Raw genomic sequence first — 25,564 nt, forward strand, 5'->3', positions numbered from 1 at the left:
TGCGCGTTTTGAGCCCTCAAAACGCGCTTAACTGCGACTCAGTTGGGTGCCACGAGCGCTACTTGAGGCCCGCGCCCGGGAGGAGTTCGGTCGCGCCGAGGGAGTCAGCCACGAACGCGTAATCCCAGGCCCGTTCGCGCCACTGCACGTAGCGCCCCGAAGCGCCACCGTGGCCGCCGTCCATCTCGATCTTCATGACGATCGGCTCGGACCCGGTGGACGCCGAACGCAACGCCTGGACCCACTTGGCCGGCTCCACGTACAGCACGCGGGTGTCATTGAAAGACGTCACGGCCGCGATCTTCGGGTAGGCCACAGAACGCACGTTTTCGTACGGAGTGTAGGACTTCATGTACGCGTAGGCCTCGGGATCCAGGATCGGGTTGCCCCACTCTTCCCACTCCAGCGCGGACAGCGGAAGGTCCGGGTCCAGGATGGTGGTCAGGGCGTCCACGAACGGCACTTGTGCCACCACGGCCGCGTATTTCTTAGGAGCCAGGTTTGCCACGGCACCCATGAGGAGCCCGCCGGCGGACCCACCCATGGCCGCAATCCGCCCTGGAGAAACCCACCCCGAGGAAGCGAGCCAGTCCGTGGCTGCGATGAAGTCCGTGAAGGTGTTCTTCTTGGTGAGCTTCTTGCCGTCCTCGTACCAGTGCCGGCCGAGTTCGCCGCCACCGCGGATGTGCGCGATCACCATGACGATGCCACGGTCCAGCAGGGACAGGCGCGCAACACCGAAACCGGGGTCCATGCTCATTTCGTACGAGCCATACCCGTACACCAAACCCGCTGCCGTGCCGTCCTGCTGTACCGAAGCGTGCCGCAACACCGAGAGCGGAACCCGGGTGCCGTCGTCGGCCGTTGCCCATTCGCGCGTCGCTACGTAATCGGTGGGGGAGTAGCCGCCCAGCACCGGGCTCTCCTTGCGGAGAAGCAATTCGCCGGCGGGCTGCGAAGCGGTGGGCAGCACGAAGTCGTAGACCCGCGATGGCGTGAAGTAGGACGTGTAGCCCATGCGGATCACCGGGGCGTTGTAGTCGGAGCCGGAAACACCCGCGGTGTACAGCTCCTCGTCGAAGGACGGCTCAACCGGCGAGCCCTGCGCGGCAGTTCCCAGGCCCTCAAGCGGCAGCACCTGGACGCGCTCGATCGTGTCCTTGCGGATGGACAGCACAAGGTGGGTGGCGGTCACTCCGGCACCGTTGACGCGCACCTGGTCGGAATGCCCGACGACGGTACGCCAGTCCTGCTCGGCCAGCGGCTTGGCGAGTTCCTCCGGATCCACCAGGCTCACCTTGGAATTGATGGCGTCCTTGTTGTGGGTCAGGAGGACCGTTTCGCGACCGTCCAGGAGGAAGGGCTCCGCCTCATAGAGGATGTGCTCGTCGCGGGAAATGACAGTGGTGAGGCCGGCTTCGTAGTCCTCGAAGCGCAGGAGGCGCGTTTCGCTGAACTCGGAGCAGCCGATGCTGAGCACCAGGTGACGACGGTCGGAGGCGAGCTCGAAGCCCAACCACATGGCGACGTCGTCCTCCTGGTACAGCACCTCGTCCTCGGTGACGGGGGTGCCCAGGACGTGGGCCTTCACCTGGTACGGCCGCCAGGAATCGTCCACCACGGTGTAGAAGAGGCGGGTGCCGTCGGGGGAGAAAGCAATGCCGTAGAAGATGTTCTCGATGACATCCGGCAGGAGCTCACCCGTGCGGAGGTCCTTGATGCGCAGGGTGAAACGTTCGTCGCCCGCGTTGTCCACGGCGTAGGCGTAGAGGTTGCCGTCGATGGTTACGGCGGCCCCGCCGATGCTGAAGAACGGCTGGCCCTCGGCTTCTACGTTGCCGTCCAGGAGGATCTCCTCGCCCGCGATCGGCACACCGGGCTCCACGGATGGCGGCGTCCAGTCGGCCACGCGATCTCCGGTGTCTTCAGCCTGGACGCGGCACTGGATGCTATATTCCTTGCCCTCCACCGAGCGGCTGTAGTACCACCAACCGTCCTTGCGGCTGGGCACGGAAAGGTCGGTTTCCTGGGTGCGGCCCTTGATCTCCTGGAACATGGCCTCGCGGAGGGGCTCCTGGTGCGCGGTGACGGCCTCCTGGTAGCTGTTCTCAGCCTTGAGGTGCTCCACTACCTCGGGGGACTCCTTGTCCCGCAACCACTCGTAGTTGTCCACGAAGACATCGCCGTGGTGTTCGCGGTGGACAGGGACCTTCTTGGCGACAGGAGGCTGAAGCGCCGGTTCCGTGGCAGCGGCAGGTGCGGGGGAGATGTGGCTCATGTGGTCACTTTATCGACGGGCTCTGACAGCGAGCCAGCAATTTCGCTGAGAGCGCCGTCGCCTGACTTCGACCCGCGGCGTCCGGTCCAGTTCGACGCCGGACGCCCCACAGGCGGAGCCCAGATAGACCTGGGGTCCTCGTTCGTAGTCAGCAGGTTCCTGTTTGCACCGTGTTGTTCTGGTTGATGTTGCCGGTGCCCGGTGCGACATAGACCTTTCCGGCTGCGCACGCCCTGTTGTTGGTTGCGACCACGTTCGTGATCGGGCCGCGGGCGCCAAAGTCGCCGATGTGGATGGCATCGAAGCTACCGTCGGGGAACGCGTAACCTGCCTTCAGGTCGTGGATGTAGTTACCGGTCAGCGTCACCCCGTTGACGGACCCAGTGCGGTTGTCGTAGTAGCCAGTGCGGATGCCGTACGGAGCCCCGTAGAACTCGTTGTCCGCGATCTTTAGGTTGTAAATGGAGTAGTTGCCAACGGCCAGTTGCATGCTGTTGCCCCGGTGCCCGCCCCGAACCTTGTTCCCGATGTAGTTGATGTCGTGGGTGGTTCCGTTGATGGTGTGGGCTACGAGACCGTCGTCGCCGTCGGTACCGACGCGCTGGTCAATGGTGTTGCCGGTAACGTCGCCGAAGGATGAGTCCAACACGTGGATTCCGTCGAGCTGGTCGTATTTGCCGCTCGTAGCGACGGTGGTAGTGCTGTTCTTCACGCAGAACTTAGTGGTGGCGACGGCGACGATGGAGTAGGTGAAGGGATTCTTTACGTGCACGCCATCCACCACGTTGTTCGAGCCGCCCCGAATGTCAACTACGTACTCGTCCAGGCGCCCGTCCAAGGTGACGCTCGCTGCGAGGGTGTTGCCTGAATGGTCTGCGGTGAGGTTCCTGATGGTGGTGTTCTTCGAATTGTTGGTGCTAACGATCGGGTAGCCGCCCGCAGGTCCCCTTGTAGACAGGAAGTTCGGGCCCGCCTTAAGGATCGTGGTGGGGCCTGCGCCCTCCAGTTTGACGTTGTTCGCCATCCGAAGTTTGCCGTTGATGATGTAAGTGCCGGCCGCGAGTTTGACCACGCCACCGCCTGCTGCCCCTGCGGTGTTGATGCGGTTCTGGATGGCACTCGTGTCATCTCCGCTGTCGTTGACGGTGGTACTGACCGAGTAGACCGTGGTTGCATTGCTGCCCGTCGCGCCACTCTTAGTGCATGCCGCCACCGTGGTGGTGGCTGTGGGAATGGCCGATACCGCGCCCGTATTGGCAGCTGATGCAGGGGTCGCCGAAGCTGGGGCAGCAGGGGCAAAGGCCAAGGCAAGCGACGCGGCCGCGGAGGCAACCACCAAGGCTGACCACCGCCGTCGTGGTTTTGTCCAAGTGCGGTTTTGGGCGAGTCCCGGATCTATGTCAACAGTTCTCATTGCAGTCCCTCCAAAGTGATAGAGCGCTCCGTCCGCGCCGCTCGCTGGAGTTTAGGTGTTGACAGATGCACCCGGAAAACCACTCCCGTTGCCCTGTGGATAACGTCTTGAAGTAACTGGCATTTGTGGTTGTTCTGAGGGCCCAGAACAACCACAAATGCGAGTCAGTTGGGGGAGGAGCCGGGGCTGGCCAGGGTTACCCGGTTCCTGCCCGAGGCCTTCGCCGCATACAGCGCCAGGTCCGCTTCCTTGAGGAGTTGCTCCGTTCCGGCAGGGTGTTCATGGCTGTGCGCGGCGACCCCCGCGCTGATGGTCAGCACGCCGTCCGGATCAGCCGAGTGTTCGATGTCCAGCGCGTGCACGGCCGAGCGGACGCGCTCCATGACACCCTCGGCACCTGAAGCACCCTGCCCGCGAAGGACCAGCAGGAACTCTTCCCCACCGAATCGGTACACTCCATCGGTCTCCCGCACCTCCGCGGCGAGCGTGGCCGCGATGGCCACAAGCGCGGCGTCTCCCGCCTGGTGTCCGTAAAGGTCGTTGTAGCTCTTGAAGTTGTCCACGTCCACCATGGCCAGGCAGTACTCCTGCCCGTAGCGGTCGCTGAGACTGTGAAGCTCTGCCAGGTCCTCAGTGAGCTTCAGCCTGTTGTGAAGCTTGGTGAGCGGATCGGTGCGGGCCTGCTCGGTCAACGCGGAGCGGTACCGGGCCAGATCGGCGTGCAGGGAAGTGATCCGTTGCGCAGCGAGCAGGCGAATGCGCAGGTTGAACGGGTCCAGCGGTTTGGTGACATAATCGTCCGCGCCCGCTTCCATGCCTGCCAGCACGTCGTCCCGGGAACCATGGGAAGTGACCAGGATGAGGTACGTGTACGAGTCGCCTTCGGAAGAACGGATGGTCCTGCACAGGTCCAGTCCGTTCATGCCCGGCATCATGAGGTCCGTGACCACCGCTTCAGGACGGTGCAGTTGGTACAGCTCCCAGGCCTGGTCCCCGTCCAGCGCCACGATGCACTCATGGCCGGATTGCTCCACCGCGGCTTTGGTGATGAGGCGGGAAATCTGGTCGTCATCGGCGATCAGGACTTTCATGGGGCTCCCAACAAGGTCCGCTCGAGTGCGTGCTCAACCCGGGCGAGTTCGTCTTTCAACTGTTCAATCAGCGGCGTGGCGTCGGCTTCCAACCCCGGGCGGTCCTCCCGGCCCAGCTTTTCCAGATCCTTGGCCAGACCGGCGGCGCCAACAGCTCCAATGTTGCCCGCCGCTCCCGACAGCTTGTGCGCCGCCAGTTGCAGGGCCTTGCCGTCGCCAGTGGAAAGTGCCTTGCTGAGGTGGGCAAGGGAGCGTTCGGCTTCGTCGCGGAAGGCCGTGACGGCTGCCGGCAGCAGGCTGGGGCCGAGTTCGCGCAGCAACTGCAGCCGCTCGGCGTCCAAGGGCGCGGGACCGTCCAGCACCGCGGAAACGTCCGACGCCGGTGCTGCCGCAGTCGAGGGTGCTTTGCCCGCCGATTGCTGCGGCGCGGCATCCGGAAGGTGCCCGGCACCCACGGCCGGTTGCACGGGGTCCCGACCATCCGGCGTCGTACGTTCTCCTGAAGCGGCGCTGGCAGGCGCGGCCGGGACCCACTTCGCCAGGACCGCGCCCAGCTTGTCCACATCCACCGGCTTGCTGACGTAATCGTCCATGCCGGCGGCGAAGCAGCGCTCGCGGTCCTCGTCCAAGGCCCCAGCGGTCATGGCGATGATCGGGATCCTATGAGTGCCTGCGTCGCGGGCCCGGATGGTGCGGGTTGCTTCGAAGCCGTCCATCACGGGCATGTGGCAGTCCATCAACACCGCAGCGTATTTTCCGGTGAGGGTGGCAGCGACAGCTTGCGAGCCGTCGTCCACGATTTCCACGTCGTAGCCCAGACGGTTCGCCATGCCCCGGCCCACCAACTGGTTCACTTCGTTGTCCTCGGCTACCAGGAGCGTGCCGAGCCGTGGGAGGGTTTGCACGGGGATTTGGGGTGCGACTGGTTCGGCAGCCGTGCGTGGGCTCGTCTTAGTGGCCATGAGCCTTAACAACCGGTTGTAGAACTCGGAGCTGCGCACCGGCTTGGTGAGGTACTCGCGGATCCCGGCGGAGGTTAGGTCTGCCTTGTCAACGGCCATGGTGGAGGTGAGGAGGATGATCCCCGGCGACGGCGTTCCGTTGCTTTCGGCCTTGATCCGGCGGGCGAGCTCCAGGCCATCGGTGTCCGGCATGCACATGTCCACCACGGCGAGGTCATAGGGGGTGTGCGCGGTGGCGGCTGCGTGGTATTCGTCCAGCGCGCTCCGGGCATCGGGGAAGGCGACCGGCACCATGCCCCAACTGGCGAGCTGATTCTCCAGGACCAGCCGGTTGGTGGCGTTGTCGTCCACTACCAGGACCTTCCGGCCGGAGAGCGAGGCAGGGAGGGCTACGGTGTCCGGGGAAACCGGACCGACTGGCAGGTCCAGCACAAACCAGAACTTGCTGCCCACGCCGACGCGGCTGTCGAGCCCGATGTCGCCGCCCATGGCTTCGGTGAGCTTTCGGGAAATGGCGAGGCCCAGTCCGGTCCCGCCGTAGCGCCGCGTGGTGGACGCGTCTGCCTGGGCGAAGGAGTCGAAGAGACGCCGGTGGTCTTCCGGCCGGATGCCGATCCCCGTATCACGCACCTCGAAGCGCAGTTTGGCGTCCTCACCATCCTGTTCAAGGACCGCCACCTGGATTTCCACCTCTCCGCTGGAGGTGAACTTGACCGCGTTGGAGGACAGGTTCAGCAGGATCTGGCGAATGCGTCCGGAGTCGCCCATGAGCCGCGCTGGAACGTCAGGGTGGCAATAGGAAATGAGTTCGAGGTCCTTGCTCTGCGCTGCCTCGGCCACCAGTCCGGCGACTTCGTCCACCAAGGCACGCGGATCGAAGGAGGCGATGTCCAGGTCCACTTTCCCGGCCTCGAGCTTGGAGAAGTCCAGGATGTCGTTGATCAGGGTCAGGAGCACTTCGCCGGCGCCCTTCACGCCTTGGGCGTATTGGCGCTGGGCCTCGCTGAGCTCCGTGTCCATCATGAGGGAGGTCAGGCCGATCACGGCGTTGAGCGGGGTACGGATCTCGTGGCTCATGGTGGCCAGGAACTCGGACTTGAGCCGGCTGGCCTCGAGCGCGGCTTCGCGGGCGTCCAGGAGTTCGGCCTCTGCCGCCCTGCGCTCGGTGATGTCCCTGGAAATGGTTGCTACACCGCGGATCCCGTCGGGGCCGCGGACGGGGGACATGGTGATGGAGACGGGGATGGTCTTGCCGTCCCGGCGCGTGCGCTTGGTTTCGTAATTCTGGATGGTGCCGGAGGCTGCAGTCAGGGCGATGGCGTCGCGTTCCTCCACCAGCAATTCCTTGGGAATGAAGAAGGTGCTGTTCCGGCCGATGGCCTCCGCGGACGGGTAGCCGTAGATCCGTTCGGCGCCCGGATTCCAGCTGGTGATGATCCCATCGGTGGTCTTGCCAACAATCGCGTCGCCCGAGGAATTGACGATCGCACCCAGGCCCTCGAGTTCGGCCGTGCGTTCGGCGACTTTCGTCTCCAGTTCGCGGGTCAGCGTGACATTCTCGACGACGATCAGCACCTGCCGCACGATGACGAACGCAACGACCACCAAGCCTGTCACCAGCAGGATCGGGTCCGTGCCGATGGGGCGGCTGCGCGAGAAGAACACAGCGCTGAAGACGGGGAGGTAGGGGAGGAGTTCCAGCATCGCAGCATAGGCCCGGCCGTCCTTGCGCTGCCGGTCTGCTTCCGGGACCAGCGGGCTCAGTGCTACCAAGAGGAACGCAATCACCCAGCCAAATGCCAAAGGAGAACCGGTGACCCCCGTAATGCCTTCAAGGGTGAAGCGGACGTAGGTCAGGTCGGTGATGGCAAGGATCCAGAAGCCGATACCCAGGCACAACCACGGCAGGCGGCGGCCCCGTGCCGCACGCATGGTCAGGACAATGACCACCGACACCATCAACACGTCAGCAATCGGGTACGCCATCTGCGTCAAGTGGGCAAAGGCGTCCTGGTTCGATTCCTGTGCAAGGGGGCCCAGCACCGAACTCCACGCGATGAAGAACGTGGCGCTGGCAACCACACCAGCATCCAGGATGGTTCGCCGCAGCGACAGCTTCAGTCCCTGCCCCCGGAGCAGGAGGACCAGCCCGATGGCCGTTGGCAGGGCGTACCAGACGAACCCGACATCCGCGAAGGAAGGGAAAGGGTACTGGTGGTCAAGGGTGATCCCATTGACTGCCCATACAGTTTGTCCCGCGCTCCACACAGCCAGCCCGGCCACCACGAGCCAGCGGCCCACTGCGTTGCCGCGCCGTCTGAAAGCGGCCCGCGCGTGCGTGGCGAGTGCAGTGAGCACAGCCAAAAGGATGGCCAGATCGCCGGCGAGTTGCGCCGTCGTGCTTCCAATTCCGCTACCCAGACCGACGGCGAGCAACACGGCGCAGACGCCCGCAGCGATCAGGAACAGCGGCAAACCATGCCAACCGGTTGGGCGTACCGGACCAACCCCAAGCTTCACTTCTGCCACTGAACCCCTGCCTTCAACCGTGGCCCCACCAAAAGCGAACAGCGCCTCTTGCCCTCGCGCTGATGCGAGCATACGTGAAACCAACCTGAGTATCAGCACCTATCGGCATCAGTCGTCATGCCGATAGGTGCTGAGCACTATTTGGGTGAAGCAGTGGCGAGAAGTTTCGCCAGTTCCTCGTTGGAGAGCTTCGTCCAGGCCGTGTCAGAGGAGCCCTGCAGGGCGGCCTCCGGGCTCTGGGCCTGGACCCACCACTTGGCCTCGAAGACCTTCTGGTCGAACATGACCCGGTCGCCCTTCCGGTAAACCGTGGCGGACGACCATTCCGGATACGTCCCCGCCGGGACAGTTACTTCCGGTTGGGGCTTGTCTCCGGGAAGGACCGGGCCGATCAACGTCCATGGTGCAGCTGCCCCGTTGGCCACGGGGTTGTTGGGCACATCGTTCTTGGTCCACCACTTGGCCTCGTAGACATTGCCCTGCCAGACAATGCGGTCCGATTTGGAGTACGTGGCGATGGGCGACCAGATCGGGTACGGACTCGTGGCGGGATCGTCAACCACTGCGCTCGCCGTGCCGGTGTCCGTAGGAACCGCCGCGGAGGCCGGGGCACCCTTCTCCGAAATGTCGGCACCAAGGACGGCGGAGAAGAGGGCGCCACCTTGGGAGACACCGCTGCACGCATCAGAGACCACGGAGATGGTGGGGTAGTTGGGGCCGCACTCGGCGTCGCGGTTCAGGGACCACATGGACATGCGGCCCACGCCCTTGTTCTCGGCGAAGTCGTGCAGGCCCTGGGCATCGGCCAGGGTGAAGACGTCGGCAACAACATCGTTCTGGCCGATCATGGGGGTCAGGCCGACCTTCCGCCACAGGGTCTGGGCGCCGAGGTCCTGGTTGGCGGCCTTGAACACGTCGCTCAACTGGGCGTGCGTTGCCTCGGCCGCGGCAATGGAAGCCTGGAGCATCGACTGGCCGGGAACGCGGCTGTCACCGTAGTCCATGGTCATGATGTTCACGCCGGCCAGGTCAACGCCTGCGTCCAGCATTTGCTTCACTGCAGCAGTTCCTTCGGCGGTGAGTCCGCTGGGTGCCACCGGGAGGGTGAGCCACACGGCCAGGCCCTTGTCCGAGGCCTTCTCCTTCTGCAGCTCCCCCACGGACTTGGCCAGCCGCGCCAACGCCGCCTTGTCTGACAGGGCGGCACCCTCGATGTCCAGGTCGATCGAGGTCAGTTCGTACCGGTCCACCACGCTGGCGTAGGCAGCTTTGAGCTTGGTCTCGTCGGTGCAGGCAGTGGAAAGTTCCTTGTTGGTCAAGCCGCCGAAGGAAACGCTGACGTTGCCTCCGGACTGGCGCAGCCTGGCGATGCGCCGGTCCAGGTCCAACTGTGAAGCTGCCGCGTCCAGGCTGTAGAAGGTGCCCCACGACGGGGTGCAACCGTCCTTGGCGTCGGCCACGATGAAGGACAGGACCACGGATTTGGCGTTGGCATTGACGGGCTGTTCAAACGCGTACCGCGGGGTGGCCGTGACGTCCACGTATCCGGCGAATACAGAGGGTGAGGCTGCCGCGGCCCGGGTGTCCGTGTAACTGCGCCATGAAACAACTCCAGCAGTTACGAGTCCTCCCAGGAGGAGCAACAGAACGGAAAGCCTCACAATGGAGAGCTTCCGCCCCGGGAAATATTTCGACATGGAACACCCAAACGTTGAGGGGAATTTTGAGGTGGAGCAGGTACAAAGCGTGGTGCGGAGCTGCCGAATAAGACCGGCACTGTCAACCCTTAGAGACAGGAAATAACAGATGCCCAACGTCGATTACTATAAGGGCAATCGACGTGACTTGGGGCATAGAAGGCGCACGTCGAACCGGACAACGGGCCCAACGTCCCGTAATGCAGTCTGATGGGGAAACATGACAGACCAGCTGGTTGATTCACCTGATCTTGCGCGAAATTCGGCGGAAACGCCGGAAGAAGCAGCGGAAGGCAAGGGACGCAAGAGGCAGTGGGGATCCGAACGCAGGTCGGAGCCGCTCGCTATCGTGCACCCGACGCCGTCGTCACGGAAGATCGTCCTGGGCCGTTTGGCTATTTTGGTTACGATCGCCTCGTGGATTTATTACGTGGTTTCCACCATCATCCGGCAGTTCGTGGATAACCCGAACTCCGGATTCCGTTTTGGTCTGGAATCGGTTTCTTACCTTGTTGTAGTTACTTTCTTGACCTTTTCTGCCCTCATGTACCTCCTGGCGCGCCAAGGGGCACTTTACCGATTCAAGGAACACCGCCGGGTACCGCGGGGTGAATTGGATAATCATTTCACCGACTATTCGGAGGGCATTACAGTCCTGGTGCCTTCTTACGCCGAAGAGCCGGGAGTGGTCCGTGGAACTCTCTGGTCCGCGGCATTGCAGGAATTCCCCGATCTGAGCGTTGTCCTGCTCCTGGACGATCCCCCCAACCCCACGGACCCGGCGAAGATCCAGCGGCTGGATCAGACGCGGGCCCTGGCGGGCCAGATCCAGAAAGCCATGTCCGGGCCGGCCCAACGTGCCAGCAAGGCCTTGGAAGGTTTCCGTGCGGCCTACGGCCACTCACCTGCCACCTCCGACGCCCCGTCTGCCACCACCAAAGAACTCCAGTTGCTGATCGCCGAGTACGAGGCCGCCGTGGAGTGGCTGGAGGCCATGGCGGAAGCAGAGTCCGTCCAGGACCACGTGGACGAATTCTTTGTTGACCTGGTGATCATGGGCCTGGCCCGGGAACTCCGGCTCGTGTTGCTGGCGCTGGAGGCGGCGAAGGCCCAAAAGACGGCGCCGAGCCCGGAGCGCATGGAGCAGTTGTACCTGCGCCTTACCTGGATCTTCAACGTCCGCATGGACACGTTCGAGCGGAAGGCCTACGCCAGCCTGTCGCACGAGGCCAACAAGGCCATGAACCTCAACGCGTACATCTCCCTCATGGGCAAGCGGTGGCGGAAGGACCAGACGGACGGAAGCGTGGTCCTGCGGCCTGCCACCACCGAGCGCGAGGATGACCTGGTGGTGCCTGACAGTACCTACCTGTTGACCCTCGACGCCGATTCCCTCCTGTTGCGTGACTACTGCCTGCGGTTGGTGTACTTCCTGGAATCGGCCGGCAACGAGCGCGTAGCGGTTACCCAGACCCCGTACTCCTCGTTCCGCGGTGCCCCTACCCGCATCGAGCGCATCGCCGGTGCCACCACGGACATTCAGCACATCCTGCACCAGGGCATGTCCTACTACGGAGCCACTTTCTGGGTGGGAGCCAACGCGATCATCCGCAAGTGTGCCTTGGAAGACATCGTTGAAGTGGAAACCGTGGGCGGGTTCGAGGTCCGGACCTACATCCAGGACCGGACGGTCATTGAGGACACCGAGTCCAGCATCGACCTGGGAACCCATGGCTGGACGCTGGTGAACTACCCCGAACGCCTGAGCTACAGCGCCACCCCACCGGATTTCGGTTCGTTGGTGGTGCAGCGGCGGCGGTGGGCCAACGGTGGCCTCTTGATCCTGCCCAAGTTGTGGAACCAGTTGTCCCAGCGACGCATGCAGCGCCAACGGATCCTCATCCGCGAGGTGCTCCTGCGCGTGAACTACATGGCCTCCATCACCTGGGCCAGCTTCGGACTTTTGTTCCTGCTCGCCTACCCCTACGACAGCAGGCTCCTGAGCCCGGCTGTGTTCATCGCGGCCTTGCCTTACTTCCTGTGCATGGGTTCGGACCTGCGGGACTGTGGCCACCGGTTCAGCGACATTTTCCGGATCTACGGCTTCAACCTCATCCTCCTTCCGGTGAACCTGGCCGGCGTCCTCAAGTCCCTCCAGCAGGGCCTGACCGGTGACAAGATTCCGTTCGTCCGCACCCCCAAGGTCAAGGACCGGACCGCCGCGCCGGCCATCTATGTGCTGATTCCGTACCTGATTGTCGCGTTCTCCGTTCTCACCATCTGGCGGGACGTGCAGCAGCAAAACTGGGGTAACGTAGCCTTCGCCACCCTGAATGCCGTGCTGGCCATGAGCTGCATCCAGGCCTACATCGGCATTTGGAACTCCGTGGTGGACATCGCCCTGGGCGCCGTCAACTGGCTCTACGTCACGCCCAAGACCAAGGCGCCGCAGGTGTCCCTCGTGGTTCCCAAGACCGCGGAGGAAGTGGACTGGAAGTCGATCCTGTACCACGGTGACCGCAGGCTCAACCGGGACCTGCGCGGCGGAACCGACCGCCGTCGTCGTATCTCGCTCCGCTAGAGCACTCTGCTGAGGCGCCTAACCCAGGCGCTCCGCTGAAGCACCGTAAACCCGGGCCCGGCACACTGCCGGGCCCGGGTTCTTGCGTATCTGGCTCGAGATTTTGCTGCATCATTCCGCAGGGCGAACCTCGCAGGCCCGGAATGGCGGGCCCGGCCCGCGGCGTGCCGGGAATGATCCAGCAGAATGTCACGCCCGCGCTGAATCGAAGCCAAAAGGTTGACTGTAATCACCCGCTCCGCATATTCTGAACGAACGGTCGGTAATTTATTAGGAGCAACCATGGCATCGCAGAATCTGCAGTCTGTGCCCGCTGAGCTGTCCCCGGAGGAACAGGAGCGGGAGGCAGCCGGTCAGGCGTACTTTGATCGCATCATCTCGGAAGACTCGCGCATCGAGCCGCGCGACTGGATGCCGGCGGCTTACCGCAAGACTTTGCTGCGCCAGATCTCGCAGCACGCGCACTCGGAAATCATCGGCATGCAGCCGGAAGCCAACTGGATCACCAGGGCACCGAGCCTGAAGCGCAAGTCCATCCTCATGGCAAAGGTCCAGGACGAGGCGGGCCACGGCCTGTACTTGTACTCCGCAGCAGAGACGCTGGGGCAGTCCCGGGACCAGATGATGGAAGACCTCATTGCCGGCAAGGCCCGGTACTCGTCCATCTTCAACTACCCCACCATTTCCTGGGCGGACATGGGGGCCATCGGCTGGCTTGTTGATGGCGCGGCCATCTGCAACCAGGTGCCGCTGTGCCGTGCCTCGTACGGTCCTTACGGCCGCGCAATGGTGCGCATCTGCAAGGAAGAGTCCTTCCATCAGCGGCAGGGCTTCGAGATCCTGCTGGAACTGTCCAACGGCACGCCTGCGCAGAAGCAGATGGCCCAGGACGCCGTGAACCGCTGGTACGCGCCGTCGCTCATGATGTTCGGCCCGCCGGATGACGATTCACCCAACTCCAAGCAGTCCATGGCGTGGAACATCAAACGGTTCAGCAACGACGAACTGCGCAGCCGGTTCGTCGGCATGATGGTGGAGCAGGTGAAGGTCCTGGGCCTGACCCTCCCGGACAAGGACGTCCGCTTCAACGAAGAGACCAAGAAGTGGGAGCACGGACCCCTGGACTGGAACGAGTTCAAGGAAGTCCTGGCCGGCCGCGGTCCCTGCAACTCGCAGCGCATCGAGCGCCGCCGTGAAGCACACGAAGACGGTGCCTGGGCTCGGGAAGCCGCCGCAGCCTACGCCCGCAAGCAAGCAGAGAAAGTGAACGCAGCATAATGGCTCCTCACGGAAACCCCGAAGCACCGGCCAGCGCCGCCGGCGAAGTCGCCAGCGAGGCGCCCAAGGTTGCAACAAGCACGACGGCGGCACCGGTCACCTCCGGTGCGGCGCACGAAACACCGTGGTCCCTGTGGGAGGTCTTCGTCCGCTCCAGCCGTGGCTTGTCCCACGTCCACGCCGGCTCCTTGCACGCCCCGGATGCGGCCATGGCCCTCCGGAATGCCCGCGACCTGTACACCCGCCGCAACGAAGGCGTGTCCATCTGGGTTGTCCCGGCCGAAGCCATCGCTTCCAGTGATCCGGACTCCAAGGGTGCGTTCTTCGAGTCGCCCCAGGGCAAGGATTACCGCCACGCGACGTATTACACCAAGAGCGAAGGCGTGAAGCACCTGTGACTTCCCACGAAACGAACACTGACTTCGCGATCGACGGCCACGGCGACATTTCCGTGGGCGTTCACGGCGCCGGTGCCTCCGGTGACGGCTCGGCCAGCGCCACCCGCATCACGCCGGGCAACGCGCTGCGCCCCGAGGACATCGCCCTTGAAATCCGCCGCGGCGAGGTGAAGCCCAGCGAAGACGTTGCCGAGTTCGCCCTGCGGATCGGCGACGACGGACTGATCCTCGCCCAGCGCCTGGGCCACTGGATTTCCCGTGCCCCTGAGCTTGAGGAAGACATTGCCCTTGGCAACATCGCGCTGGACCAGTTGGGGCATGCCCGCTCCTTCCTGACCTACGCCGGTGCAGCCTGGGACAAGTCCGAGGACGACCTCGCCTACTTCCGCCGCGAGCACGAGTTCCGTTCGGCGCACCTGTTCGAGCAGCCCAACGGCGACTTCGCTGTGACCATTGCGCGGCAGTTCATTGTGAGCTTCTACCAGTTCGAGCTGTACACCGCGCTCATGGCGTCCACGGATCCCACCATCGCAGCCATCGCGGCGAAGGCCGTGAAGGAAGTGGATTACCACCGCGACCACAGTGCCCAGTGGGTGCTGCGCCTGGCCGGCGGTACGGACGAGTCCCGTGCACGCATGATCCAGGGCTTCAAGCTCGTGTGGCCGTACGTGGACGAACTTTTCGAGGACGACGAGCTCACCACCCGCCTGGCCGAGGCCGGGGTTACGGTGCAGCCGTCCAGCCTGCGCGAGGCCTTCGATCGGCTCACCGGCGAAATCATGGCCGAAGCCGGACTCGAGGTTCCCGGCACGCCGCAGTCCCTGGGCGGCGGACGTCGCGGTAAGCACTCAGAACACTTGGGCTACGTCCTGGCCGAAATGCAGGTCCTGGCCCGTGAACACCCCGGCGCGAGCTGGTGACCAGCGTGATGACGCCGTCACGAACACAGTCAAGGACTGAAGAGCAGCGGGCCTGGGATATCGCGTCCACGGTCTGCGACCCGGAAATCCCCGTGCTCACCATAGAGGACCTGGGGATCCTGCGCGGCGTACGGGTCACCGAAGCACCTCACGCTGAAGGCAACCACGACGGCGGGACCGCACGTCCCGCCGTCGAGGTCACCATCACGCCCACCTACTCGGGTTGCCCGGCGATGGACGCGATCGGTGATGACCTGCGGACCGCGTTCCGCAACGCCGGGTATGCGAGCGTGCACGTGAACCTGGTGCTCTCGCCGGCGTGGACCACGGACTGGATGACAGAATCCGGCAAGGCCAAGCTGGAGGAGTACGGCATCGCCCCGCCTTCCGGCCGCGCCGCTGCTGGTGGCCACTCCGGCCCCGTCCGGTTGAGCCTCGCCGTGAAATGCCCGCAGTGTTCGTCGCTGAACACCAAGGAGCTCACCCGTTTTGGTTCCACGTCCTGCAAGGCGCTGTTCGTCTGCCAGGACTGCAAGGAACCGTTCGACTACTTCAAAGTCCTCTAAGGAATTCCATGACCACCGAAACCCAGACGGCCAGCCGCCGTCGTGCGTCTTTCCACAACCTGACCGTCGCGGAAGTCCGGCGCCTCACGGACGATGCCATCGAGGTCACGTTCGGTGTGCCCGCGGAGCTGGCCGGCCAGTACGACTACCTTCCGGGCCAGTACGTTGCCCTGCGCACCACGCTGCCGGATGAGAACGGGGAGCCGCACGAGGTCCGCCGCAGCTACTCGATCTGCGCAGAGCCGCGCAGTTTCGAGGACGGCAGCAGCGAGATCCGGGTGGCCATCAAGAAGGACCTGGGCGGACTCTTCTCCACGTGGGCCAATGCCGAGCTGAAGGCCGGTGACGTGCTGGATGTCATGAGCCCGCAGGGTGCGTTCATCTCCCGGCACGGCAAGGATGGTGCGGCCGTGCAGCACAACGTGATGAACTCCATGAACCACCCTGAGGAGCTTGCCGGTGACGCCGGGAGCTTCGTGGCCATTGCTGCTGGATCCGGCATTACCCCGGTTATCGCGATCGCCCGGACGCTGCTTGCCGCTAACCCGGAGACCCGCTTCGACCTGATCTACGCCAACAAGGCCGCTATGGACGTGATGTTCCTGGAGGAGCTCGCGGACCTGAAGGACAAGTACCCGTCGCGCCTGGCCCTGCACCATGTGTTGTCCCGTGAGCAGCGGATTGCGCCGCTCATGACCGGCCGCATTGACGCGGAGAAACTGCAGTCGCTGCTCTCTTCCGCCATTCACGCGGAGGACGTGGACGAATGGTTCCTGTGCGGCCCGTTCGAGCTGGTCCAGCTGTGCCGCGATACGCTCGCTGCGCGCGGTGTCGAGCCCGAACACGTGCGGTTTGAGCTGTTTACCACCGGCCGCCCGGACCGTCCCGAGGGCCACGCCGGCCGTCCCGTGGTGGAGGACGAGTCGCAGGAAACGTTCAAGATCACGTTCAAACTGGACGGCCTCACCGGCGACGTCGCGAGCCCGACGCATGCCCGCGAATCGATCCTCAACGCCGCGCTGCGTGTCCGTCCGGATGTGCCTTTCGCGTGTGCCGGCGGCGTGTGTGGCACCTGCCGTGCCAAGCTGGTCACCGGTACCGTGACCATGGATGAGAACTACGCCCTGGAACAGGACGAGCTGGACAAGGGCTACGTCCTCACCTGCCAGGCCCACCCCACCAGCGAAGAAGTGACCGTCGACTTCGACGTCTAAGGAGTCCCCATGATCGAGCTCTCCCTTGAAAACGGCATTGCCGAAATTGTCCTCAATGCCCCGGAAAAGCTGAACTCGCTCAACGAGGACGCACTGGTTGAGTTGGGCAAGGCGTACGACGACGCTGCTGCCGCCGCCTCCCGCGGTGACGTGCGGGCGCTGCTCCTTCGCGGAGAAGGGCGTGCGTTCTGCGCCGGCCGCGACATTGCCGGAGTCACGCCCGAAACGGACGATGCCCAGGCGTACCTGGGGGGACTGGTTGAGCCGTTGCTGAAGAAGATGGCGGCGTTCCCCGCACCCACGTTTGCCGCTGCACACGGTGCCTGCCTGGGTGTTGGCCTCGGCCTTCTGTTGGCTACCGACGTGGTGTACGTGGCGGAAAATGCCAAGTTCGGCTCGCCGTTTGCCAAGCTCGGGGCCACGCTCGATTCCGGTGGGCACTGGTACTTCACCGAGCGCCTGGGCATGCACCGCACGCTGGACCTGATCTACACGGCGGACCTCATCTCGGGCTCGGAAGCCGTGGCGCAGGGGCTGTTCAGCCGGGCGATGCCGGCTGAATCCTTGCTTTCGGAGACCCGCGCGATCGTTTCACGGGTAGCTTCCGGAGCTACCCAGGCGTTTGTTGCTTCCAAGGAGCTCGTGGCACACATCCGCGACCAGCGGCTGGGACTGTGGGAGTCCATGGCCGAGGAGAATACCGAGCAGGCACGCCTGTGCAAGACCGACGACTACGCCGAGGGTTTCCGCGCGTTCCAGGAGAAGCGGGCCCCGATTTTCAAGGGATAGCCCGCTGGGGCCTAGGTGAATTCCTTCAGGAGCTTGTAGCCGGCCACTTTGCCCTCCAGGGCAATGACGGCGATCCCGTTGTCCGTGGTGTCGACGTCGGTGAGGGCGCCGTAGGTGAACGATGGGACGGCTGTTCCGCCCTTCGTGCAGGGGAAAGCGGTAAAGCCGCCCGCGGCGGTGGCGCTCTTATAAGGCGCGTTCGGAGGCACGTCGAAGTCAGTTTCCTTCAGGCAGACAAAGACGTCCTCGAACGTAGTCTTGCTTCGGAATTTTCCCGTGCGGGTGTCTACAAGGTTTGAATCCCAGAAAGTGCCTGCCATCACCTGGTCGCCGCGGTTTACCGATGGAAGCATGCCGTGGCTGTACCAGTTAACGTCCACAGGTTTCGACTCCCACTTTGAATCACCTGTTTGGGGGTCGTAGCCAACTACCTTGCCGCGGGAGCCGCGGTAATTGCCGGAGGGGTAGTCCACGAACCCTTCTGTGTACTCGCAACGAATAGGGAACGCATCGCCTCCTTCGAACTTGGTGGCCGCCGTTCCCATGGACCTGGCACACATGACATGCGATCCGGGCGAACTCCAGAGGACACGGCCGCTGGATGCACGGAACCCCACAGTCTTGAAGGCATCGCGTAGGTCGACGCTAAGAGTGGTCTCCCAGAGTTTGGCTGCCTCTTTGTCCGTGGGGTTGTAGCCCAGGGAACCAACATAGAGGTCCAACTTTTCCGAGTAGGTGAAGTACCAGCCCAGATCCGTGGTGGCACCTTTTCCGAAGATTTTCTCAACGTCCAGTTGCCACAAGACTTCGCCGTAGGAAACGCGGGCCAGCGATTCGGTTGCGCCTGTCACCACCGAGTACAACCCCTTGCCCACTGGACGGAAGTTGCCCGTAAGTGGATTGATGTCAGGACCGGAGAGGTCCTCGCCCGATGTGAGATCGATCCAATGCTCCACTGACAGCGACGCATCATCCAAGGAGATAAAGCACAAATCCACGTGGTCATCGCAGGCAAACGGGGGTGTGGTAACCAGTTCTGCCCGACCACGGAAAAGCTCCTTGCCCGTCTTCAGGTCCACGGCCACTGGAGTTGTCCACCAGGAGGTGCCGCCGTTATCAGCAGGGGGAGTTGCAGCTTGGAGAAAAATCGCTGCGGTTTGTCCTGCCTCGGTTTTGGTGAGGGCAGGTTCCAGAGGGATGGCAGGTGCCCCGATACCGGGATGCACGGGTTGTTTCCAGAGCTCCTTGCCAGTGGAAACAGCGATGGCGTGCGCCTCCACTCCACCGGAAACCTTGGCGTAAACCAATGCGACGCCATCGGAAACCACAGGCTGCCCGAGAGGTTCGAGCGGAAGCTCCCAGGCCGCCGTCGTGGTTTCCGTGTTCCGCGCATCAGGCGCCTTGGTTGGGGCCGGTGAGGTGGGTGTTGCCTTCGGCATTCCCGGCAAAGGGAGGGCAACGCAGGAGGACAGCAACAGTGCCCCCACAGCGGCCAGACCCACGCCGAGGAGCTTAAAGCGCTTACGCCCACGGGCGGTGGAGGCGGATGACATCATGGTTCCCCCAAGGAACGTTTGAGGTTCAGCACCTGTTGGGTGTTTGTTCCAAACCAGAGAGTGCCAACTGGACGTGGCTGAGATAGAGGATAGCTGACATCGGCGGCGGTGTTACTGTTGCGACGGCGCGGAGTCGCGTCCGGGATATTCATGGGGGTTCAGTGACCAACGAGACGAGCGATTCGGTCTACGGACGGCAACCAACGCAACCCGTGGGAGCGCCGCCGCTCCAGGCCCAAGGTTTCGCGCCGCCGTCGTACCCGCCGCCGATGCCGCAGTACTACCAGCCGCAGCAGCCCTTTCCCTACCAGGCGTATCCGGCGCCTGTACCGCCGTCGTACGCTGTGCCCGGCCCAGGCCCCGGCCCTGTGCCCGCACCGGCGCCTTACCCTTCGAGAGCGCGCGGGGCGTTTGGCCCATCATTCTGGTTTACGGGCTCACTCCTGGCCATTGTGGCTTTGGTCGGCGCAGTGCTTGGCAGCGGCGAGGCCATCCTGGTTTTGCTTGGCGTGGCGGCGGCGATCACCGGACTCTACGCGCTCGTGTTCAGGAGGGCTTCCTGGGCTGGGCTCTCCGGGAGGAGAGCCGCAGCCGCTGTCGCCATAGCCGGTGCCGTGTCGCTGGTCCTGGGCGGCATCGCCGCTGGTGTTGAAACGTGGAAGGAGAAGACGTGGCGCCAGGCGAGTACAAGACGGTCAACGAAGTCACGGATGGGTGCTACTGGCGGATTACCAGGCCCGGCGGAGGAAGTGACGGCACCATGGGCGCCGTCACCAGTGGATACCCTGTGGTGAAACTGAGCAAGGGGCAGAGGTTCACCACCCACGGCTGCGGTACCTGGGCCAGGCAGTAGGCCGTCCAGCCAGTACGCAGGGTTCTCCCAGGTGGGGCCACCTACCATGGACCACATGACTTCTGCCCGTGACGTACGCTCTGCTGCCGTGGTGATCAATGCGGCGTCACGTCGTGGCGCCGCTGCCACTGACGCCGCCGTCGCTGCGATGGGGCAGGCAGGCTTGCCGCTTTCCTCGGTGCACGCGGTTACCTCCGGCGCGGAGCTGGGGGCAGCACTTGAACGGGTGATCGCGGAGCAGCACGACCTTGTGGTGGTCGGCGGCGGGGATGGCACGGTCAGCTTCGCGGCGGGGCTCTTGGCCGGCACGGAGATCGCCCTCGGTGTCCTTCCGCTCGGCACGGCGAACGACCTTGCCCGGACGCTTGAGATTCCCAGCGGCCTCGCCGAGGCGTGTGCCGTGGTGGCCGAAGGCAAGGTAGTGGACATCGACCTCGGGCGCGCCAACGGCAAGCCGTTCCTCAACGTCGCCTCAGTGGGTCTCTCGGTGGGAGTTACCGAGGCCCTGAGCCCACGCTTGAAGAAGCACATTGGCCCTCTCGCCTATGGCGTCGCCACAGTACAGGCGTACGCCCGCCACCAACCCTTCCGGGCGCGACTGGAGTTCCCGGACGGGGACCACCAAACCCTGGAGCTTGAGGACCTGCTCCAGGTGGCCGTGGGAAACGGCCGGCACTACGGGGGCGGGAACACCGTCTCGCCCATGGCCGGAATCGACGACCACACCCTGGACATCTACGCCATCCTCGCCGCGCCACTCCGGGAGCACGTCAAGATCGCGCGCCTGCTGAAGGATGGAAGCTTCATTGAGCACGATCGCGTGTACCACCTGGAAACCCGAAACGTCCGGCTGGTCACCGAGCCGGCGTTGTCAGTGAACCTCGACGGCGAGATCGCCACCGAAACGCCCACGGACTTCAGTGTGCAGCGGAACGCGGTCCACGTCGTGGTGCCGCAGGCGAGCACGAGTGCCACGTTCGATGGTCCTGTGAAGTGACTCGCCGCGGATCGGAGAGCCCCGACGGAGTCTACGAGGCACTCATACTCATCGACATCAGCTCGGATGCGAACTCACTTCCGGACACCATGAATGGCTTGCCTTGCCCGAAGACATCAATTGCCAAGAGCCATTCCTCAACTGTCATGCCACCGGTGACGTCAACAGTGTCTTGGGTCTTTCCTTCAGCGGGAATCGCGGATGGTGGAGACTTTCGGTTGACTCGAAAGGACGTTACGTTGACCCGGTCGTCCAGGATGGTCACGAGCGTGAGCGCCTGTTCGTGCAGTTGCTCCATGCGATGAATGGTGACGACTGCGGACTCGGAGGGGTCGGCGACAACCACGGAGTACTCACCTTGGGAGTCAACAGGCATGACTTCGCTGGCGGCGTCGTAAAACTTCGGGGTGCGCATCAGGGCAGAAAACCGGGCCGCGATGTGTGCGCGACTCTTCTCGATGTTCTTGAGGGCAGGCCGGGTCTCACGGCAGTCATCGCATTTTTCGTGGTGTAAGAGGCCCTGATCGAGCGTCTTGTGGTCCCCAATTCCCATCCCACAAGGATAAATCCATTCGCAGACAATATTGGACCGAGCGAAGCCAAGAGGCCGGCGTTACATGCTTGTCAAGCACTAACTCCCGTCGGCCGGCCCATTAGGCTGGTCGAATGACCACCGCCGAGGACTCCGCCACCCGCCGCGCGCAGAGGTGGCTGCAGGCAGCCTTCGCTGCCTACCTGGTGGCTTTGGCCTTCGTGGTCTTCCTGCCGTCGAAGGAAGCCAGTACGGTCACGGGTTTCGTCGGGATCATCGCCGGTTGGCTTGCAGCGGTGGGACTGCCCCTCAAGGAAGCGGCTGTCGCCGTCGAGTTCGTCTCCAACATCGTCATGTTCGTCCCCTTCGGAGGACTGGTCCGGCTCCTCTGGCCAAGGCGTTGGAACTGGTGGCGCATCCTGCTGCTGGGAGCCGCGACGTCCACGTTCATCGAGCTCACGCAGCTGTTGGTTCCGGGGCGGGTGACGGCGTTGTCGGACGTCATCGCCAACACGGCCGGCGCAGTGATCGGCGCTGCTGCAGCGGGCTGGTGGCTGCGCCGGAGCGCCTAGAGGTGCTTGCCCAGGATCGCCACAACGTCGTCGCAGTACCCTGCGATGCGGTGGCCCACCTCGCGGTGCACTGCCTCGGTGGCGTTGATGGGGTCCGGGATATCGTCGGCGACGACCAGCACGGCGGCTGACCGGACGGCCGCGGTTCGCCGCACCAAAAGCGCGACGGCGGAATCGGCACCGCTGCCGGTCACGGCGGCCCAACTGGGCGCGGCGGGCTGGCTCATGGTGACAGGCAGCGTCTGCGCCGCCCTCACGAATTCGGCCATGGTGAAGGTCCGCTGGGCTGCGCCGGGGAACCTTTTGACCAGTTCGTCACGCTGCTTCCGGGTCATGGTCAGGACCAGGTTGGCTGCCGCTACGGATTCGTCCGTGATCTGTTCGCCCACCGAGCCGTCGGGGTTGCCGCCGTACTCCCTGGACAGGTCAGCGGGCAAGGGCTCCATGGGGGCGCCGACCGCTGCGTGCAGGCCAGCGCTGGCCACAGAGAAGTTCCCGATTCCGGCCTTGGCCAGCCGGGCACGGATCAACTGTTCCGCGAGCGGTGACCGGCAAATGTTGCCGGTGCAGACCGTCAGGATCGACGACGCCGATTGGCTGCCGGCGTTGGACGGCATCACAGTGCGGGGGTGCTTTCGCGACGGCGGCCGCGGCGCTGGGTGGGCAGGGGGATGTGCTCGGAAGAGTCCACCGGCTGCGACTCCGACGCAGGAACGTGGGTGGCATTGGGGGAGTCGCTGCCTGCTTCTTTGCGGTTGTAGTACGTGTAGTACTGGTAGCCGTAGTCTTCGCCCTTTGACGACTTCCGGGAGACGCCGTTGATGATGAGGCCCAGGGGGCGTCCTTTGACCCGATCCAGGTTCTGCAGCGCCCTTTTGAGCTGGTCGTAAGTGGTCTTGCCCGCCCGGCTGACCACGATGGCGCCATCAGTGCGGGCCGTGAGGATCGCTGCGTCCGTGACCGGCAGGAGGGGTGGAGCGTCCACCAGGACGATGGCGTGCTTGGCGATGTCCTCCAGCAGCGTGTGCATGACATTGGACCCGAGCAGCTCGCTGGGGTTGGGCGGGACGGAGCCGGCGCCGAGGACGAACAAGTCGCCGCTTTCGCCCCACGGCTGCAGGACGTCGTTGAGCGTAGCGCGTCCGATGAGTACGTCGGTCAGGCCGACATTGGTGAGGAGCCCGAAGGTTTTGGCCAGCTTGGGCCGGCGGAGGTCGCCGTCCACCACTACAACGCGCTGGCCTGAAGCCGCGATGGTCTGGGCAAGGTTGGCGATGACGGTGGTCTTTCCTTCGCCGGGGAGTGCGGAGGTGACCACGATAATGCGCGGGGGATTGTCCACGTCCATGAACTGCAGGTTGGTTCGCAGTTCACGGATGGCCTCGGCCACGGCGTAGTCCTGGTGGTTCTTGTTCTCCAGGTCGTTGCCGCCCTGGGACAGCACGATGCGGTTGGAACCATCGAAGTTCTTGTGGAAAGGGACCGTGCCGATCACTGCTACGCCGGTTTCGGATTCCAGGCGTACGGCCGAGCGGACGCGGCGATCGAAAATATTACGCAGCAGGGCGTACGCGATGGCAACCACCAGGCCCGCTACCAAGCCGATGACCAAAGCAAGCCGGGTGTTCGGGGACGTCGGTGATGTTGGCAACTGTGCTGCATCGAGGGAACGGAAGCTGACAATCGATGTGTCAGTGCTGTTGGCGCCGCCCTTTTCCAGCTCGTCAACTTGCTTGCCGACCGCCCGGACCCATGCCTCGGCGAGGTCGCGTGCAGACTCGGGAGTGCTTGCCTGGGCGCTGAACTTCAACGTTGCCGTGTCCTGGGGGTTTTGGACGGAAACCCGTGCGATCAGTTGCTCAGGAGTGGTGCCTTGGAGCCGAAGGTCCTGGATGACTGTTTCTGCCACGGAACGGGACTTGGCGACATCCATGTAGGACTTCGCCCTGGACTTGGAGTAGGTCTCACCGGCCATGGCCGTTCCAAGGTCCTTGTTCACACCAACGGAAATGATGCCACTGGCGTCGGCACTATAGACCTTCGTCTGGGTCAGGGTCCAGCCAAAGGCAACTATTCCACCCAAAACCGTGATGGCAATGACCGAAATCCAATGCGCCCGGAGGACCTTCCAATAGTCCGTCAGCTCCATGAAAAATGTCCCCCTGATGTTGTGTGCCCTCGACACAATAAAGAACGCGGTTCTTGAACTGCGCCACGGATATCGTAACGTGCAGTTCTATAGGGGCGACTCACCACTGGGTGGGATGGGGGATTTATGACAATGCAGGATACTGACTTTCTCGAACGTGAAGCAGCCGATAGTGGTCTCGGCAGTGCACCGTCAAGGGGCCACCACGAGTGCATATTCGGTGCTGTTTCCCTTGGGTCCATTTCCGGTGATTTGGAGCTGCATGATCCAAATGCTTCGCCGGACAACGTGAATATCTATTTCGTCGCTTCCGGGGCTGTCCGCGATCCGGGCGCGGGCACGTTGATTCCGGCTGAAGGAACGGTGGTCATAGTGCCTGGCGGGCAGGAGCTGGCGTCGCCCTTCGTGGGGGAGGGCGAGGTCAAACGGATCTCCATCCAACGGGCTGCGGCTGAAACATTTGTGCCGCAGGCCTTGGACAGCGTGACTGTGACCCAGGTGAAGTCCAGGCTGGATGCAGCGGCCGAGGCTTTCATTGGTGCCATCCTGGAGCAGCCATCCCGCGAAGGTTCTGCCATCGAGTCCTATGCAACCGAACAGATCCTGTTGGAACTGACGGGAAGCCTGCTCCTGGACCACTGCGGGGTCAGTTGGAATTCCACGTCAGTGACGTCGGTGCTGAGGGACCAGGCCATGGCCGTCATCGCTCAACGCTGTGCGGACAGGGAGCTGAATCCGGACGCTGTGGCCAGGGCCGTGCAGTCTTCGTTGCGACGGGTGCAGGCCGCTTTTGCCGAGGTGGGGAACTCCATTGCTGCCGAGATCCGGAGGCAACGGGGCAGGCTCGCCCGCACGCTGCTCACCGACACGCGGTATGACGTTCTCAGCGTCCAACAGATCGCCGAGCAGACCGGCTTCGGAACGACGGCGGCCCTCCGGCGGACGCTCGACGAACTGTACGGCTGTGGTCCCTCGGACCTGCGCGACCGTCGGGGAAGAGACTAGCCAGCGCCTGGAAGTGGCGGAATGCCGGGCGTGACGGACGTTTCGTGCAGACCTTGAACCATACAGCGACAATCTGCGCGCAAACACCGAATCTGTTCATTTGGGCCAAAAAACCGTGGGTAGTCTCTATCCCAGATGGGGGAACTCGGCATGTGCTGGATTCCAACCGATGGTTTTCATCCC

General features: G+C 63.7%; 20 protein-coding genes. 11 read left to right on the plus strand and 9 right to left on the minus strand.

Going from position 1 to position 25,564, the window contains the following annotated elements; all coding sequences use genetic code 11:
* Positions 1-58: 58 nt before the first annotated feature.
* The 5 genes from ACIQT2_RS16105 to ACIQT2_RS16125 all read right to left on the minus strand — a co-directional run bounded on the left by ACIQT2_RS16105 (position 59) and on the right by ACIQT2_RS16125 (position 9,935).
* Positions 59-2,278 carry a S9 family peptidase gene (locus ACIQT2_RS16105; protein WP_402948320.1) on the minus strand — a complete coding sequence of 740 codons (2,220 nt, stop codon included), beginning with the start codon at positions 2,276-2,278 and terminating at the stop codon, positions 59-61.
* 148 nt (positions 2,279-2,426) lie between these two features.
* Positions 2,427-3,692, minus strand: a complete 1,266-nt coding sequence (locus ACIQT2_RS16110; protein ID WP_402948323.1) for a hypothetical protein — start codon at positions 3,690-3,692, stop codon at positions 2,427-2,429.
* 164 nt (positions 3,693-3,856) lie between these two features.
* A complete protein-coding gene (locus ACIQT2_RS16115) occupies positions 3,857-4,783 on the minus strand; it encodes a diguanylate cyclase (RefSeq protein WP_402948325.1) in 927 nt (308 codons plus the stop codon).
* Positions 4,780-8,274 (minus strand): response regulator, encoded by a 3,495-nt coding sequence (locus tag ACIQT2_RS16120; protein ID WP_402948328.1) that lies wholly within the window; start codon positions 8,272-8,274, stop codon positions 4,780-4,782. The genes ACIQT2_RS16115 and ACIQT2_RS16120 overlap by 4 nt, the downstream gene beginning before the upstream one ends.
* Before the next feature lie 137 nt (positions 8,275-8,411).
* Complete coding sequence (locus ACIQT2_RS16125) at positions 8,412-9,935, minus strand: chitinase (RefSeq protein ID WP_402948331.1); 1,524 nt, start codon at positions 9,933-9,935, stop codon at positions 8,412-8,414.
* Positions 9,936-10,191: 256 nt separating this feature from the next.
* Here ACIQT2_RS16125 and ACIQT2_RS16130 point away from each other — a divergent pair, with 256 nt between their 5' ends.
* The 7 genes from ACIQT2_RS16130 (at position 10,192) to ACIQT2_RS16160 (ending at position 17,717) form a co-directional block, all read left to right on the plus strand.
* The gene (locus ACIQT2_RS16130) at positions 10,192-12,552 is read left to right on the plus strand and encodes a glycosyltransferase family 2 protein (RefSeq protein WP_402948334.1); all 2,361 of its coding nucleotides are present in this window, start codon (positions 10,192-10,194) and stop codon (positions 12,550-12,552) included.
* A 282-nt stretch (positions 12,553-12,834) separates the two neighbouring features.
* Positions 12,835-13,830: a 1,2-phenylacetyl-CoA epoxidase subunit PaaA gene (gene paaA, locus ACIQT2_RS16135; protein ID WP_402948337.1), complete on the plus strand. Its 996-nt coding sequence runs from the start codon at positions 12,835-12,837 to the stop codon at positions 13,828-13,830.
* Positions 13,830-14,228: a 1,2-phenylacetyl-CoA epoxidase subunit PaaB gene (gene paaB / locus ACIQT2_RS16140; protein ID WP_402948340.1), complete on the plus strand. Its 399-nt coding sequence runs from the start codon at positions 13,830-13,832 to the stop codon at positions 14,226-14,228. Before paaA ends, paaB begins: the two co-directional genes overlap by 1 nt.
* On the plus strand, positions 14,225-15,148 hold the full coding sequence (paaC, locus tag ACIQT2_RS16145; protein ID WP_402948342.1) for a 1,2-phenylacetyl-CoA epoxidase subunit PaaC: 924 nt from the start codon (positions 14,225-14,227) through the stop codon (positions 15,146-15,148). Before paaB ends, paaC begins: the two co-directional genes overlap by 4 nt.
* Before the next feature lie 8 nt (positions 15,149-15,156).
* Positions 15,157-15,714: a 1,2-phenylacetyl-CoA epoxidase subunit PaaD gene (gene paaD, locus ACIQT2_RS16150; RefSeq protein ID WP_402948469.1), complete on the plus strand. Its 558-nt coding sequence runs from the start codon at positions 15,157-15,159 to the stop codon at positions 15,712-15,714.
* An 8-nt stretch (positions 15,715-15,722) separates the two neighbouring features.
* A complete protein-coding gene (paaE, locus tag ACIQT2_RS16155) occupies positions 15,723-16,928 on the plus strand; it encodes a 1,2-phenylacetyl-CoA epoxidase subunit PaaE (RefSeq protein ID WP_402948345.1) in 1,206 nt (401 codons plus the stop codon).
* 9 nt (positions 16,929-16,937) lie between these two features.
* Positions 16,938-17,717 carry an enoyl-CoA hydratase/isomerase family protein gene (locus ACIQT2_RS16160; protein ID WP_402948348.1) on the plus strand — a complete coding sequence of 260 codons (780 nt, stop codon included), beginning with the start codon at positions 16,938-16,940 and terminating at the stop codon, positions 17,715-17,717.
* Positions 17,718-17,728: 11 nt separating this feature from the next.
* Here ACIQT2_RS16160 and ACIQT2_RS16165 read toward each other — a convergent pair whose 3' ends face one another.
* Positions 17,729-19,273: a hypothetical protein gene (locus ACIQT2_RS16165; RefSeq protein WP_402948350.1), complete on the minus strand. Its 1,545-nt coding sequence runs from the start codon at positions 19,271-19,273 to the stop codon at positions 17,729-17,731.
* Between the two features lie 161 nt (positions 19,274-19,434).
* Here ACIQT2_RS16165 and ACIQT2_RS16170 point away from each other — a divergent pair, with 161 nt between their 5' ends.
* Both ACIQT2_RS16170 and ACIQT2_RS16175 read left to right on the plus strand, forming a co-directional pair.
* Positions 19,435-20,067: a hypothetical protein gene (locus ACIQT2_RS16170; protein WP_402948352.1), complete on the plus strand. Its 633-nt coding sequence runs from the start codon at positions 19,435-19,437 to the stop codon at positions 20,065-20,067.
* A 114-nt stretch (positions 20,068-20,181) separates the two neighbouring features.
* Positions 20,182-21,123, plus strand: a complete 942-nt coding sequence (locus ACIQT2_RS16175) for a lipid kinase (RefSeq protein ID WP_402948355.1) — start codon at positions 20,182-20,184, stop codon at positions 21,121-21,123.
* 31 nt (positions 21,124-21,154) lie between these two features.
* On the opposite strand, the gene ACIQT2_RS16180 is transcribed toward ACIQT2_RS16175, so the two are convergent.
* Positions 21,155-21,676, minus strand: coding sequence for a hypothetical protein (locus ACIQT2_RS16180; RefSeq protein WP_402948358.1), 522 nt, complete (start codon positions 21,674-21,676; stop codon positions 21,155-21,157).
* A 113-nt stretch (positions 21,677-21,789) separates the two neighbouring features.
* Between ACIQT2_RS16180 and ACIQT2_RS16185 the strand changes: the two genes are divergently transcribed.
* On the plus strand, positions 21,790-22,227 hold the full coding sequence (locus tag ACIQT2_RS16185) for a VanZ family protein (RefSeq protein ID WP_402948361.1): 438 nt from the start codon (positions 21,790-21,792) through the stop codon (positions 22,225-22,227).
* Here ACIQT2_RS16185 and ACIQT2_RS16190 read toward each other — a convergent pair.
* A complete protein-coding gene (locus ACIQT2_RS16190) occupies positions 22,224-22,844 on the minus strand; it encodes a low molecular weight phosphatase family protein (protein ID WP_402948364.1) in 621 nt (206 codons plus the stop codon). The two genes, ACIQT2_RS16185 and ACIQT2_RS16190, sit on opposite strands and share 4 nt — an antisense overlap.
* Positions 22,844-24,376 (minus strand): polysaccharide biosynthesis tyrosine autokinase, encoded by a 1,533-nt coding sequence (locus tag ACIQT2_RS16195; RefSeq protein WP_402948367.1) that lies wholly within the window; start codon positions 24,374-24,376, stop codon positions 22,844-22,846. The genes ACIQT2_RS16190 and ACIQT2_RS16195 overlap by 1 nt, the downstream gene beginning before the upstream one ends.
* Before the next feature lie 288 nt (positions 24,377-24,664).
* On the opposite strand from ACIQT2_RS16195, the gene ACIQT2_RS16200 reads away from it, so the two are divergent.
* The gene (locus ACIQT2_RS16200) at positions 24,665-25,381 is read left to right on the plus strand and encodes a helix-turn-helix domain-containing protein (RefSeq protein WP_400328564.1); all 717 of its coding nucleotides are present in this window, start codon (positions 24,665-24,667) and stop codon (positions 25,379-25,381) included.
* Positions 25,382-25,564: the final 183 nt, after the last annotated feature.

The sequence above is a fragment of the Paenarthrobacter sp. NPDC090522 genome, assembly GCF_044769225.1.
Classification (GTDB): Bacteria; Actinomycetota; Actinomycetes; order Actinomycetales; family Micrococcaceae; genus Arthrobacter.

Bases quoted from the DNA above. Each gene is read 5' to 3' on its own strand.
- paaE (WP_402948345.1), top strand. From the start codon at position 15,723: ATGACCACCGAAACCCAGACGGCCAGCCGCCGTCGTGCGTCTTTCCAC.
- paaA (WP_402948337.1), top strand. From the start codon at position 12,835: ATGGCATCGCAGAATCTGCAGTCTGTGCCCGCTGAGCTGTCCCCGGAG.
- paaB (WP_402948340.1), top strand. From the start codon at position 13,830: ATGGCTCCTCACGGAAACCCCGAAGCACCGGCCAGCGCCGCCGGCGAA.
- ACIQT2_RS16160 (WP_402948348.1), top strand. From the start codon at position 16,938: ATGATCGAGCTCTCCCTTGAAAACGGCATTGCCGAAATTGTCCTCAAT.
- ACIQT2_RS16130 (WP_402948334.1), top strand. From the start codon at position 10,192: ATGACAGACCAGCTGGTTGATTCACCTGATCTTGCGCGAAATTCGGCG.
- paaD (WP_402948469.1), top strand. From the start codon at position 15,157: ATGACGCCGTCACGAACACAGTCAAGGACTGAAGAGCAGCGGGCCTGG.
- ACIQT2_RS16115 (WP_402948325.1), bottom strand. From the start codon at position 4,783: ATGAAAGTCCTGATCGCCGATGACGACCAGATTTCCCGCCTCATCACC.
- ACIQT2_RS16195 (WP_402948367.1), bottom strand. From the start codon at position 24,376: ATGGAGCTGACGGACTATTGGAAGGTCCTCCGGGCGCATTGGATTTCG.
- ACIQT2_RS16190 (WP_402948364.1), bottom strand. From the start codon at position 22,844: ATGCCGTCCAACGCCGGCAGCCAATCGGCGTCGTCGATCCTGACGGTC.
- ACIQT2_RS16185 (WP_402948361.1), top strand. From the start codon at position 21,790: ATGACCACCGCCGAGGACTCCGCCACCCGCCGCGCGCAGAGGTGGCTG.
- ACIQT2_RS16165 (WP_402948350.1), bottom strand. From the start codon at position 19,273: ATGATGTCATCCGCCTCCACCGCCCGTGGGCGTAAGCGCTTTAAGCTC.
- ACIQT2_RS16180 (WP_402948358.1), bottom strand. From the start codon at position 21,676: ATGGGAATTGGGGACCACAAGACGCTCGATCAGGGCCTCTTACACCAC.
- ACIQT2_RS16110 (WP_402948323.1), bottom strand. From the start codon at position 3,692: ATGAGAACTGTTGACATAGATCCGGGACTCGCCCAAAACCGCACTTGG.
- ACIQT2_RS16105 (WP_402948320.1), bottom strand. From the start codon at position 2,278: ATGAGCCACATCTCCCCCGCACCTGCCGCTGCCACGGAACCGGCGCTT.
- ACIQT2_RS16175 (WP_402948355.1), top strand. From the start codon at position 20,182: ATGACTTCTGCCCGTGACGTACGCTCTGCTGCCGTGGTGATCAATGCG.